15 protein-coding genes and 4 tRNA genes are annotated in these 12,218 nt (G+C 61.2%); 18 read left to right on the forward strand and 1 reads right to left on the reverse strand.

Annotated elements, in window-relative coordinates; translation table 11 throughout:
* Positions 1–18 precede the first annotated feature (18 nt).
* Entirely contained in the window at positions 19–1,068 is a 1,050-nt protein-coding gene (locus ACFWAD_RS24770; RefSeq protein ID WP_037129929.1) for a polyprenyl synthetase family protein, read from the forward strand.
* Positions 1,069–1,221: 153 nt separating this feature from the next.
* Positions 1,222–2,085 (forward strand): zinc metalloprotease HtpX, encoded by an 864-nt coding sequence (htpX, locus tag ACFWAD_RS24775; protein WP_378548842.1) that lies wholly within the window; start codon positions 1,222–1,224, stop codon positions 2,083–2,085.
* A 70-nt stretch (positions 2,086–2,155) separates the two neighbouring features.
* On the opposite strand, the gene ACFWAD_RS24780 is transcribed toward htpX, so the two are convergent.
* Positions 2,156–2,647 carry a YajQ family cyclic di-GMP-binding protein gene (locus ACFWAD_RS24780; RefSeq protein ID WP_283305038.1) on the reverse strand — a complete coding sequence of 164 codons (492 nt, stop codon included), beginning with the start codon at positions 2,645–2,647 and terminating at the stop codon, positions 2,156–2,158.
* Positions 2,648–2,871: 224 nt separating this feature from the next.
* Here ACFWAD_RS24780 and ACFWAD_RS24785 point away from each other — a divergent pair.
* The 16 genes from ACFWAD_RS24785 (at position 2,872) to ACFWAD_RS24860 (ending at position 12,215) form a co-directional block, all read left to right on the forward strand.
* A tRNA-Tyr gene (locus ACFWAD_RS24785) sits at positions 2,872–2,954 on the forward strand.
* A 288-nt stretch (positions 2,955–3,242) separates the two neighbouring features.
* A tRNA-Thr gene (locus ACFWAD_RS24790) sits at positions 3,243–3,315 on the forward strand.
* A gap of 45 nt (positions 3,316–3,360) precedes the next feature.
* Positions 3,361–3,433: transfer RNA gene (locus ACFWAD_RS24795), tRNA-Met, on the forward strand.
* 61 nt (positions 3,434–3,494) lie between these two features.
* Positions 3,495–3,662, forward strand: coding sequence for a 50S ribosomal protein L33 (gene rpmG, locus ACFWAD_RS24800; protein WP_003941903.1), 168 nt, complete (start codon positions 3,495–3,497; stop codon positions 3,660–3,662).
* A gap of 86 nt (positions 3,663–3,748) precedes the next feature.
* Positions 3,749–4,303, forward strand: a complete 555-nt coding sequence (hadA, locus tag ACFWAD_RS24805; protein ID WP_019744315.1) for a (3R)-hydroxyacyl-ACP dehydratase subunit HadA — start codon at positions 3,749–3,751, stop codon at positions 4,301–4,303.
* Positions 4,290–4,715, forward strand: a complete 426-nt coding sequence (hadB, locus tag ACFWAD_RS24810; protein WP_230812146.1) for a (3R)-hydroxyacyl-ACP dehydratase subunit HadB — start codon at positions 4,290–4,292, stop codon at positions 4,713–4,715. The genes hadA and hadB overlap by 14 nt, the downstream gene beginning before the upstream one ends.
* Before the next feature lie 173 nt (positions 4,716–4,888).
* Positions 4,889–4,961: transfer RNA gene (locus tag ACFWAD_RS24815), tRNA-Trp, on the forward strand.
* Between the two features lie 31 nt (positions 4,962–4,992).
* Positions 4,993–5,496, forward strand: coding sequence for a preprotein translocase subunit SecE (secE, locus tag ACFWAD_RS24820; RefSeq protein WP_378537637.1), 504 nt, complete (start codon positions 4,993–4,995; stop codon positions 5,494–5,496).
* 84 nt (positions 5,497–5,580) lie between these two features.
* Complete coding sequence (nusG, locus tag ACFWAD_RS24825; RefSeq protein ID WP_003942049.1) at positions 5,581–6,417, forward strand: transcription termination/antitermination protein NusG; 837 nt, start codon at positions 5,581–5,583, stop codon at positions 6,415–6,417.
* A gap of 66 nt (positions 6,418–6,483) precedes the next feature.
* Positions 6,484–6,918 (forward strand): 50S ribosomal protein L11, encoded by a 435-nt coding sequence (gene rplK / locus ACFWAD_RS24830; protein ID WP_003941896.1) that lies wholly within the window; start codon positions 6,484–6,486, stop codon positions 6,916–6,918.
* A gap of 110 nt (positions 6,919–7,028) precedes the next feature.
* Complete coding sequence (gene rplA, locus ACFWAD_RS24835) at positions 7,029–7,748, forward strand: 50S ribosomal protein L1 (RefSeq protein ID WP_003941982.1); 720 nt, start codon at positions 7,029–7,031, stop codon at positions 7,746–7,748.
* Positions 7,749–7,884: 136 nt separating this feature from the next.
* On the forward strand, positions 7,885–8,577 hold the full coding sequence (locus ACFWAD_RS24840; protein ID WP_378548652.1) for a hypothetical protein: 693 nt from the start codon (positions 7,885–7,887) through the stop codon (positions 8,575–8,577).
* Positions 8,578–8,980: 403 nt separating this feature from the next.
* The gene (rplJ, locus tag ACFWAD_RS24845; protein WP_378447180.1) at positions 8,981–9,565 is read left to right on the forward strand and encodes a 50S ribosomal protein L10; all 585 of its coding nucleotides are present in this window, start codon (positions 8,981–8,983) and stop codon (positions 9,563–9,565) included.
* Between the two features lie 78 nt (positions 9,566–9,643).
* Complete coding sequence (gene rplL / locus ACFWAD_RS24850) at positions 9,644–10,030, forward strand: 50S ribosomal protein L7/L12 (RefSeq protein WP_003941857.1); 387 nt, start codon at positions 9,644–9,646, stop codon at positions 10,028–10,030.
* 259 nt (positions 10,031–10,289) lie between these two features.
* Complete coding sequence (locus ACFWAD_RS24855) at positions 10,290–11,411, forward strand: ABC transporter ATP-binding protein (RefSeq protein ID WP_007728450.1); 1,122 nt, start codon at positions 10,290–10,292, stop codon at positions 11,409–11,411.
* Between the two features lie 9 nt (positions 11,412–11,420).
* Entirely contained in the window at positions 11,421–12,215 is a 795-nt protein-coding gene (locus tag ACFWAD_RS24860; protein WP_003942038.1) for an ABC transporter permease, read from the forward strand.
* Positions 12,216–12,218: the final 3 nt, after the last annotated feature.

A 12,218-nucleotide genomic window follows, 5' to 3' on the forward strand; every position in this document is an offset into this window, starting at 1 on the left:
CCGTCACTGACGACAGGAATGGGTACTGACATCGTGAGCACCGAAAAGACTGCTGCCGACGCAACCGCATCGAGCACCGTCGTTGCAGGCATCGACCTGGGCGACGAACAGCTCGCCGCAGTAGTGCGTGGTGGACTCTCCGATGTCGAGGAGTTGTTGGTCAGCGAGCTGTCCGACGGCGAAGACTTCCTCACCGAGGCCGCGCTGCACCTCGCGCGGGCCGGTGGAAAGCGCTTCCGTCCGTTGTTCACGATCCTGACCGCGCAGCTCGGACCGGTGCCGAACGATCCGTCGATCATCACCGCAGCGACCGTCACCGAACTCGTTCACCTCGCGACGCTCTATCACGACGACGTCATGGACGAGGCGTCCATGCGCCGCGGGGCACCCAGCGCCAATGCCCGCTGGGGAAACAGCGTGGCGATCCTGGCCGGCGACTATCTGTTCGCGCACGCATCACGACTGGTGTCGACGCTCGGACCCGAAGCAGTTCGGATCATCGCCGAAACCTTCGCCGAGCTGGTCACCGGCCAGATGCGCGAGACGATCGGCGTCAAGAAGGAGCAGGATCCGGTCGAGCACTACCTCAAGGTCGTGTGGGAGAAGACCGGTTCGCTGATCGCTGCCTCGGGACGCTTCGGCGGCACCTTCTCCGGCGCCGACGCAGCTCACATCGAGCGCCTCGAGCGCCTGGGTGATGCCGTCGGCACCGCGTTCCAGATCTCCGACGACATCATCGACATCTCGTCCGTCTCGGCGCAGTCCGGCAAGACGCCCGGCACCGACCTGCGTGAGGGCGTCCACACCCTGCCCGTCCTGTACGCATTCCGCGAAGAAGGGGCCGACGCAGATCGTCTGCGCGAGCTGCTCGCGGGTCCGGTAACCGAAGACGCCCTGGTAGAAGAAGCCCTCGAACTGCTCGAGCGTTCGCCGGGCATGGTCAAGGCGAAGGCAAAGCTGGGCGAGTACGCCGTCGCGGCCAAGGCTCAGTTGGCCGAACTGCCCCAGGGGCCTGCAAACGAAGCGCTGGTTCGTCTCGTGGACTACACGATCGAACGAGTCGGCTGACACCTCGACGAATCGGGGCTTCCGGGGGGAAACCCCGACGAGCTCTGGGTGGGAACCCTGATGGCCCTGTCCTTCGTTGACTGAACAGAACCGGTGCACACGCCGGGGAGTTCGGGTGAGCCTTCGGCTCCGGCGAGGCAAGAGGTGAGCGGTTTGCACGGCTACGCGAACGGTGCGAAGACATTCGGGTTGTTGGTGGGGATGTCGGCGCTGATCGTCTTCATCGGCTCGCTGTTCAACAGCCCGATGCTTCTGTGGGGATCCGTACTCTTTGCCGTCGGCATGAATGCATACGTGTACTTCAACAGCGACAAGCTGGCGCTTCGATCGATGCGCGCCCAGCCCATCACCGAGGTCGAGGCACCGGCGATCTACCGGATCGTGCGCGAACTCGCCACGACGGCGCACCAACCGATGCCCAGGCTGTACATCAGCCCCACGAACGCCCCGAACGCGTTTGCCACCGGTCGTAGCCCTCGGCACGCCGCGGTGTGCGTGACCAGCGGCATCATGCAGATCCTGAACGAACGCGAACTGCGTGCCGTGCTCGGGCACGAACTCTCTCACGTCTACAACCGGGACATTTTGATCTCGTCCGTGGCCGGCGCGATGGCCAGCGTCATCTCGGGCCTGGCCAACTTCGCCATGTACGCGAGCATCTTCGGTGGCCGAGGGAACGGGCAGGGAAGCAATCCGATCGCGCTGCTGCTCGTCTCCCTGCTGGGACCGATCGCGGCAACCGTGGTCAAGCTGGCCGTCTCGCGCTCTCGCGAGTACCAGGCGGATCAATCGGGAGCCGAGCTCACCGGTGACCCGCTGGCGTTGGCGTCGGCGCTGCGCAAGCTCGAGTCTGGCGTCGCAGCCGCGCCGTTGCCGCCTGAGCCCAAGCTCGCGGCGCAGTCCCACCTGATGATCGCCAACCCCTTCAGAGCGGGGGACAAGGTGAGCAAGCTGTTCTCGACGCATCCGCCCATGGCGGACCGGATCGAGCGGTTGGAGAAGATGGCGGGGATGTAGGGCCTTCGGCCCCTGTGCGCGGTCAGGTAGTCCCAGGACTCCTTAACCGCGCACAGGGGCGCAGCCCCTACTACCGGTAGTTCACGAACTGCAGGGCGATCCCGAAGTCCTCACCCTTGAGCAGGGAGATGACACCCTGGAGGTCGTCGCGCTTCTTGCTGCTCACCCGAAGCTCTTCACCCTGGATCTGCGCCTTGACGCCCTTGGGACCCTCGTCGCGGATCTTCTTGGTGATCTTCTTCGCGTTCTCGCTGGTGATGCCCTGGACCAAGGTTCCGGACAGCTTGTAGATCTTTCCGGACTGCGCCGGCTCGCCGGCATCGAATGCCTTCAGTGAGATGTCACGACGGATCAGCTTCTCCTTGAACACGTCGAGGGCGGCCAGCAGTCGCTCCTCGGTGTCGGCGTTCAACGTGATCGTCTCTTCACCAGACCACTCGATCGACGCTCCCGTGTTTCGGAAGTCGAAACGCGTGGTCAACTCCTTGGCAGCCTGATGCAGAGCGTTGTCCACCTCTTGACGGTCTACTTTGCTCACCACGTCGAAGGACGAATCAGCCACTTCACACTCCCGCTTTCCGGTAGTTCACGAACATCGAGTTCCGCCCACCTTCCATACCGGTGGACACCTCGACGTTATCGGGTCGGCACCGCCCGTTACCACCCGGTTTGCAAAATGGGGGTGTGTTCGTTGTATTCTTCTCACCGCACCGAGGAAGCCGTTTTCGGCCGCCGCACGTCGCGATATACTTGCGAATGCGCCGGATCGAAGCCTGGTGCAAGCACGGCAGATTGCCCGAGCGGCCAATGGGAGCGGACTGTAAATCCGTCGGCTTATGCCTACGTAGGTTCGAATCCTACATCTGCCACACCAAGTCAGCCCCGATTCTCTTTCTGAGAATCGGGGCTGACTTTTTTGTGCTTGTTCCGATGTCGACGGATGGCAGGTGACGCGTACCTGCTGCGGCTCGGGGAGGACTCCGGGGGAGTGCGGGGCCAAGTTGGTTCTCGCAAAGCCCTCGCCACAGGCCCCGATCGGTGCAAGAATGGGCTCCGGCACCATTTTTGCCCCGATGACCAGCGGATTTGGTGCTGGCGCTCGTTCGTGTGTAATCTTTCGGAGGCTTCAAGAGAGCGGCAACGCACTCCTGAGCCACGCCCCCTTAGCTCAGTCGGTAGAGCGTTTCCATGGTAAGGAAAAGGTCAACGGTTCGATTCCGTTAGGGGGCTCGCTGGATTGTGGTGCCGTGCTTTCCGCGCGACACTCGACACCGAGGCGGTGTAGCTCAGTTGGTAGAGCAAACGACTCATAATCGTTGCGTCGCCGGTTCAAGTCCGGTCACCGCTACACAATATGCATGATCCACCCTGATTGCTCGTAATCAGATACACCCGAAAGAAGGCATCCCGTGGCCTCCTCGACCGACGTTCGGCCCAAGATCACCTTGGCCTGCGAGGTATGCAAGCACCGCAACTACATCACCAAGAAGAATCGGCGCAACGACCCCGATCGCCTGGAGCTCAAGAAGTTCTGCCCCAACTGCGGAACCCACCAGTCGCACCGCGAGTCGAAGTAGTAAGTCCTTAACCGGACGACGATTTTCGCGGAAGACCCTCTCCGGGCCTGCGTCTTCGGGTCCTAGCTAGAAGAGAGTCTCACCGCGTGACAGATTTGCAAGAGAACCAGGCAGCGGCCGAGGTCCCTACGGACCCGGCCGCTCATGCCGTCCAGATGGTCGGTCATCACTATCGTGTCGAAGACTTCTACGAGGTCGGACGCGAGAAGGTGCGCGAGTTCGCTCGCGCCGTCCAGGACGCGCATCCCGCGCACTACGACGAGTCGGCAGCCAAAGGCCTCGGATACGACGGTCTGATCGCTCCCATCACTTTTGTCGCAATCGTGGGTGCCATTGCTCAGCGACGTCTGTTCGAAGAGATCGTCACTGGCTACGACTTGAGTCAGATTCTTCAGACCGATCAGCGTTTGGTGCTGCACAAGCCCATGCAGGTCGGTGACCGACTCTTCTGCGATGTCTTCCTGGATTCGTTCAGGCAGGCCGCAGGTAGCGACATCATCGTGACCAAGAACATCATCACCGATCAGAACGACGAGGCAGTTGTCACCACGTGGACAACGCTTGTCGCTCGAACCGGTGGGGAAGTGGACGAGAACATCGCCCACGCAGTCAAGGACGTGATGATGCATGTCGCTTCGTAAATTCTCCGACGTGAGTGTCGGCGAACTTCTCCCCGAGAAGTCCGTGACTCTGACACGCGGAAACCTCGCCAACTATGCCGGTGTCTCGGGAGATCCGAACCCGATTCACTTCAGCGACGAGGTTGCACGACTTGCCGGCTTGCCGGACGTGGTTGCGCACGGCATGCTCTCCATGGGCATCGGTGCCGGTTACGTCACCGAATGGCTGGGAGATCCGGGCGCAGTGACCGAGTACAACGTACGGTTCACGAGCCCGGTCATCGTGGCGGCCGACAAGGCTGCCGAGATCGATTTCACCGCCAAGGTGAAGTCGGTCGACGAAGAAAGCAAGACCGCAGTACTGGCAATCGTGGCCAAGTCCGAAGGTAAGAAGATCTTCGGTCGTGCCACTGCCACGGTCCGTCTAGCCTGATCGCAGGGCGGATTGTGTTTGTTCCGGGGCTTTGAAGTACACTGAGATTTCTGGGATTCCTCAGCGCTGCGCGCTGCCCTGAATGTTGCAAGGCATTCACCTCGGGTAGCGCGTATGTTGTGTGATCGCAGAACGGTTGATTCAGGCAGGGTCTACCTGTCGAGGTCAACCAAAGGGGCGTAGCTCAACTGGCAGAGCAGCGGTCTCCAAAACCGCAGGTTGCAGGTTCAAGTCCTGTCGCCCCTGCCCCCGGATGCCAGCGACTGAGAGGAACGACGTGAGCGAGGAGCGCGCCAAGCGCGACGCCGACACTTCGGATGCGGAGACTTCACCGTCTGCCGATTCGACCGGTGTCGACGACACTGCAGCTGACGCGACTACGCGTTCCGATCTGTCGCTGGACAAGGACGGTGCCGACGAGGCCCCCTCCGCATCCAGTGGGGTTTCCAACAAGCCGACCGGCAAGCGCGCTGCACGCGGCGCCTCGGTCAGCGCGTCCACCGTGAAGACTCCGGCACGGACGGCATCCCGGACATCATCGGCCAAGCCGACTGCAACGAACCCCGGCAAGAAGCCCAAGGCGAAGAAAGACAACATCTTCAAGCGCCTGCGCAAATTCTTCCGCGAGGTCATCGCAGAACTCCGTAAGGTCATCTGGCCGAACCGCAAGCAGATGATCACCTACACCAGCGTCGTGCTGACGTTCGTGGTCTTCATGGTCGCTTTCATCAGCGGCGTCGATATCGCTGTGATCAAGGGTGTCACCTGGCTGTTCGGCTGATCGCCGTAGCAGTCGGGCGTCTTTGCCTGCGAGCGCGACAAGACCCGACCCGGGTCCGAGTAACGAGAGGAAGCGAGTGCCCCAGTGAGCACCCCCGAGAACGACACGAATGAGGCTTTGGCCGAAGAGCGTGTTTCTGCCGAGGCGGCAGCCGAAGTAGACGTCGTGGTTGCCGAAGGCACCGATGCAGACGTTGCCGAAGGCACTGATGCAGACGCTGCAGCGACCGAGGACGTCATCTCCGACGATGCCGAGAACTCCGACGAGGCCGCTCCCGCCGCCGAACTCGAGGTCGAGGATCCCGTTGCCGAACTCAAGGCTGCGCTGCGCCGCGCCCCGGGTGACTGGTACGTCATCCACTCGTACGCCGGTTACGAGAACAAGGTCAAGACCAACCTCGAGACTCGCGTTCAGAACCTCGACGTCGGTGACTACATCTTCCAGGTGGAAGTTCCCACCGAAGAGGTCACCGAGATCAAGAACGGCCAGCGCAAGCAGGTCAACCGCAAGGTTCTGCCCGGATACATCCTCGTTCGCATGGAGCTCAACGACGAGTCGTGGGGCGCAGTGCGCAACACGCCTGGTGTCACCGGTTTTGTCGGTGCCACGTCGCGTCCCTCGCCGCTGACCCTCAACGAGGTCGTCAAGTTCCTGCTCCCGCAGCAGGAGCAGAAGAAGCAGCAGGCTGCAGCGGCCGCCGTCGCAGCAGGCGAGGCACCGTCCGAGTCCTTCGGCAAGCCCCTCATCGAGGTCGACTTCGAGGTCGGCGAGTCGGTCACCGTCATGGACGGTCCGTTCGCAACCCTTCCGGCCAGCATCAGCGAGGTCAACGGCGAGCAGCAGAAGCTCAAGGTTCTCGTGTCGATCTTCGGTCGTGAAACCCCGGTTGAGCTCAACTTCAACCAGGTCGCGAAGATCTGACCACCCCAAAACTTGCAATTTGTTCGACGCAAGACACACACCCAAGCTAGAAACTAGGAACTAGAGATGCCCCCAAAGAAGAAGAAGCTCGCCGGGCTCATCAAGCTGCAGATCCAGGCAGGTCAGGCTAACCCTGCACCTCCCGTGGGTCCCGCGCTCGGTCAGCACGGCGTGAACATCATGGAGTTCTGCAAGGCCTACAACGCGGCGACTGAGTCCCAGCGCGGCAACGTTGTGCCGGTCGAGATCTCGGTCTACGAAGACCGGACCTTCGATTTCAAGCTGAAGACCCCTCCCGCCGCCAAGCTGCTCCTCAAGGCAGCCGGCGTCGCCAAGGGCTCCGGCGAACCGCACAAGACCAAGGTTGCTTCGGTGACCATGGATCAGGTGCGCGAAATCGCGAAGACCAAGGCTGAAGACCTCAATGCCAATGACATCGAGCAGGCCGCGAAGATCATCGCCGGCACCGCTCGCTCCATGGGCATCACGGTCCAGGGCTAGTAGCCCGCTCCACAGCATTACGTGGGAGGGCCGGCCAGGCCCCGACCACAACTGAACCATTCACCACTGCACCAAGTAACTCACTGCAGTGATAAGTAAGGACAGAACAAATGGCAAAGCGCAGCAAGGCGTACCTCGCCGCCGCTGAGAAGATCGACGCAGACAAGCTCTACAGCCCGCTTCAGGCTGCAAAGCTCGCCAAGGAGACGTCGTCCACCAAGATGGATGCAACCGTTGAGGTTGCAGTTCGTCTGGGCGTCGACCCCCGTAAGGCTGACCAGATGGTCCGCGGAACGGTCAACCTGCCCCACGGCACCGGTAAGACCGCTCGCGTCATCGTGTTCGCTGTTGGCGAGAAGGCAGCAGAAGCAGAGGCTGCAGGCGCTGACGTAGTCGGTGCAGAAGACCTGATCGAGCGCATCCAGGGTGGATGGGTCGATTTCGACGCCGCAATCGCGACTCCTGATCAGATGGCCAAGGTCGGCCGCATCGCCCGTGTCCTCGGACCGCGTGGCCTGATGCCGAACCCGAAGACGGGCACCGTCACGGCGGATGTCACCAAGGCTGTCAACGACATCAAGGGCGGAAAGATCAACTTCCGCGTCGACAAGCAGGCCAACCTGCACTTCGTCATCGGCAAGGCATCGTTCGACGATGAGAAGCTGGTGGAGAACTACGGCGCAGCCCTGGACGAGATCCTGCGTGCGAAGCCCTCGTCGGCCAAGGGCCGCTACGTGAAGAAGATCACGGTCTCGACCACCACCGGTCCGGGCATCCCGGTGGATCCGAACCGTACTCGCAACCTCCTCGAGGATGCTGCAGACGCGTAAGCAGTCCGCATACGAACAAGAAGGCCGGCAGGGATCACTCCCTGCCGGCCTTCTTGTCTGTTTCGGGAGAGGGTGATCCCTGCCGGTGGTATCGGTCCAGCGGTGGTATCGATCTAGCGGTGGCATCATCGGGTGTATGCACGAAGCGTTCCAGTTCCTCGGAAATTTCTGGTGGCTGCTGTTCGTTTTCGGCGGCACCATCGGTGGGGCGCTGAAAGGTGTCGCGGTTGCCAACGAAAGGCGGATCGAGCGCCGGCAGGAGCGTTTCCGGCTCAAACAGCAGACCAAGGTCGCCATCGCCCAAGCCAACGCACAACATCACGCCGACGAGGACACACAGCGTCGCGAGCTGGCGAAAGCCGTCGAACAGCACGACGAAATCGACGCAAGATGGTTCTCGTACGAGCTCGACCCGGTCACGCTGCTCGACACCCCGATGATGACGGACATGCGCGAGCCATTGACCGCCGATTTTCATCGAGCCAAATATCGTGCCGATCTCCTCCGACCAGGCAATCCGGCGACGATGATCGGTAACGAGCAGGCACAAACCGAGTACCGCGAGTCGGTGCACGCTTACGCGATCGCCTTCGAAATCGCGGAAGCGGAAGCCAAACGCCGCCGACGCAGCGGCTTCACCCTCGTCGAACAAGAGCGTCTGGTACGAGCGCAGCGTCTGTTGCGACTGGCCATGGACGAGGGCGCGACGCCGCAGGAACGTCAGAGCGCGTACAGGAAGGCACACAAGGAACTCGACGGACTCCTTGTCTTGCCGGATCGCGCTCAGGCGGAGATCGAGCACAAGATCGCCAGGGCTATAGGCGCGTGACGAACCCGATTTGGTTATGCAGCGAGCAGTCAGGTAGTCTTCGACGCGGAGTTCAGTGCTGGATATGAACTTCACCCCAAAATCATGTTCTACCCAAGACCGTTGGTGATTGCGCTCAGTGATGAGTGTGGTTGAAAGTCCGGGAGTGCCCGGCGGCCCACGTAGGTGAACGAGGTAGGGGGATAGCTTGATGTAGTGGTTCTACAGTTTGCCTGGTTATGCACTGCTTTGCGTTGCATCGTTACGCTGATTCGTAAGCCTCTTCTTCATGTTTCCTCTGTACGCCCCGTGCGCTTGCGCCGGGGCGTTTTGCATGTCGCGGGTTGTGTCTTCTCGGGTTCATCCCCGATGAGGTGCAGCGGTTCCTGAGTGGGACAACGACGCTCACGAGAGGAGGCGAAGTATGGCAAAGCCTGAGAAGGTTTCCGCAGTTGCGGAAATCACCGAGCAGTTCAAGGGTTCGACCGCCGCTGTGGTCACGGAATACCGTGGCCTTTCGGTTGGCAACATCACGACACTGCGACGCGCTCTCGGAGAAGGTGCCACCTACTCCGTCGCCAAGAACACCCTGGTCAAGCGTGCCGCCGCAGAGGCTGGCATCGAGGGCCTTGATGACCTGTTCGTTGGTCCGACCGCCATTGCATTCATCAAGGGCGAACCGGTCGACGCTGCGAAGGCTCTGAAGAACTTCGCTAAGGACAACAAGGCGCTCATCATCAAGGGCGGCTACATGGACGGCGCTGCGCTGTCCGTGGAAGAGGTCAACAAGATCGCGGATCTCGAATCCCGCGAAATCCTGTTGGCAAAGCTTGCCGGCGCGATGAAGGGCAACTTGGCAAAGGCCGCAGGCCTGTTCAATGCTCCCGCTTCGCAGTTTGCCCGTTTGGCTGCTGCACTGCAGGAGAAGAAGGCCGCAGAAGGCGGAGCCGCAGAGGCCCCCGCAGAGGCTGCCACCGAGGCTCCGGCCGAGGCCGAAGCCGAAAGCTGATCCGCACCCGCGCATCACTGCTATAACCCCGCCCGGTCGCGGATCAGCGACATGGGACTTACAGGAAGGACCGCCACAATGGCGAAGCTCAGCACCGAAGAGTTGTTGGACCAGTTCAAGGAGCTCACCCTCCTCGAGCTCTCGGAGTTCGTTAAGGCATTCGAGGAGACCTTCGAGGTCACCGCTGCTGCTCCCGTCGCCGTCGCCGCTGCAGGCGCACCGGCTGCCGGCGCAGAAGCTGCTGAAGAGCAGGACGAGTTCGACGTCGTCCTCGAGTCGGCTGGCGACAAGAAGATCCAGGTCATCAAGGTCGTCCGTGAGGTCGTTTCCGGCCTCGGCCTGAAGGAAGCCAAGGACCTCGTCGAGAGCGCTCCGAAGGCCATCCTCGAGAAGGTTGCCAAGGACGCCGCAGAGGCTGCCAAGGAAAAGCTCGAAGCTGCCGGCGCAAAGATCGTCATCAAGTAAGACGGTTTTCCCGCTGCTCTTCGCGAGTAGTAACGAAGAGGGCCACTCCCCACGGGGAGTGGCCCTCTTTTTTTGAACTTTTTTCGCGGGCGATATGTCGGAATTCATGCAGGTGGGAGGGGTGTCCGAACTAGGCTGTGACCTGAATTATGCTTCTTCCCTACTCGTTAGTAGTATTCGCAGTCACGGGTACCACTCCCATGCGATAGAGTGACCCAACCCACACGGGTGCATGCATGCAACGGACGTCGCGGAGGTAATGGTGGGAGTCGAGGTAGCGGTACAAGGACTGACAAAGTCTTTCGGGTCGCAGAGGATTTGGCAGGACGTGTCGTTGACACTTCCCGCGGGTGAGGTCAGTGCACTGCTCGGGCCTTCGGGTACCGGTAAGTCGGTGTTCCTGAAGTCCCTGATCGGACTGCTCCGCCCTGAACAAGGCTCCATCGTCATCGACGGCACGGACATCCTGCAGTGCTCCTCCAAGGAGCTCTACGAGATCCGCAAACTGTTCGGCGTTCTGTTCCAGGACGGCGCTCTGTTCGGCTCGATGAACTTGTACGACAACATCGCCTTCCCGCTTCGTGAGCACACCAAGAAGTCGGAATCCGATATCCGCAAGATCGTGATGGAGAAGTTGGACCTCACCGGTCTGGTCGGCGCCGAGGACAAGCTCCCCGGCGAGATCTCCGGCGGTATGCGCAAGCGTGCCGGTCTGGCGCGTGCACTCGTTCTCGATCCCGAGATCATCCTCGTCGACGAGCCGGACTCCGGTCTGGACCCGGTGCGTACGACGTACATCAGCCAGACCCTGATCGACATCAACGCGCAGTCCGACGCGACGATTCTGATCGTCTCGCACAACATCAACCTCGCGCGCACGGTGCCGGACAACATCGGCATGCTCTTCCGTCGCCAGTTGGTGATGTTCGGTCCTCGTGAGGTTCTGCTCACCTCGGACGAACCCGTCGTCAAGCAGTTCCTCAACGGAACGATGATCGGCCCGATCGGTATGTCGGAGGAGAAGGACGAGGCTCAGATGGCGCACGAGCAGGCGCTCGTCGACGCCGGTCACCACGCCGGTGGTGTCGACGACGTCGAGGGCATCGTGCCGCAGATGAAGGCCACGCCCGGAAACCCGGAGCGTCAGGCTGTTCGTCGTCGCCAGGAGCGCGTCCGCCAGATCATGCACACCCTCCCAGCTAACGCTCAGGCGGCAATTCAGGACAGCCTGGACGAGGTTGACGGAACTGGGCAGTACGATCCCCAGTACGCCGAAGCGAGCGGCTATCAGGGGGAGTGGAACGACAACTCGCAAGACACGCAGGTCATTCCTGCATACGAGGGCGATCCCTACGGAAACACGACACACGGGCAAGGGTAGGCATATCGGATGGGGGTTACCCGCAACTCGGTTCTGAGTCCGGTCAACGGAGCATTAACTCAGGCCGGAAACATCGTCGAACTGTTTGTCGACGTCGTCAGGAATACGTTCCGGCGTCCATTTCAGTTCCGTGAGTTCATCGAGCAGGCCTGGTTCATCGCCAGCGTGACGATTTTGCCGACGGCATTGGTAGCCATTCCTTTCGGCGCCGTCGTCTCACTGCAGACCGGTTCGCTGATCAAGCAGTTGGGTGCAGAATCGTTCACCGGCGCGGCCAGCGTCCTGGCGGTGATCCAGCAGGGTAGCCCTCTGGTGACAGCGTTGCTGGTCGCCGGTGCGGCCGGATCGGCCGTGACGGCCGACCTCGGTTCACGAACCATCCGCGAAGAGATCGACGCGATGGAAGTCCTCGGAATCAATCCGATTCAGCGCCTGGTGGTTCCGCGAGTACTCGCGATGGTGCTGATCGCTGTACTGCTCAACGGACTGGTGTCCGTGGTCGGTATCGCGGGTGGCTACTTCTTCAACGTGATCCTGCAGGGCGGTAACCCCGGTGCCTACATCTCGTCGTTCTCAGCTTTTGCGCAGCTACCGGACATTTGGAGCGGTGAGATCAAAGCCGCGGTGTTCGGTGTCATCGCAGGTGTGATCTCCGCGTACAAGGGACTTCACCCGTCCGGTGGCCCCAAGGGCGTCGGTGAGGCGGTGAACCAGGCCGTCGTCATCACGTTCCTGCTGTTGTTCTTCGCCAATCTGATTCTGACGATGGTGTACCTCCAGATCGTGCCGGCGAAGGGATCTTGACCT

The organism is Rhodococcus sp. NPDC059969 (assembly GCF_042738325.1).
Taxonomy (GTDB): domain Bacteria; phylum Actinomycetota; class Actinomycetes; order Mycobacteriales; family Mycobacteriaceae; genus Rhodococcus_F.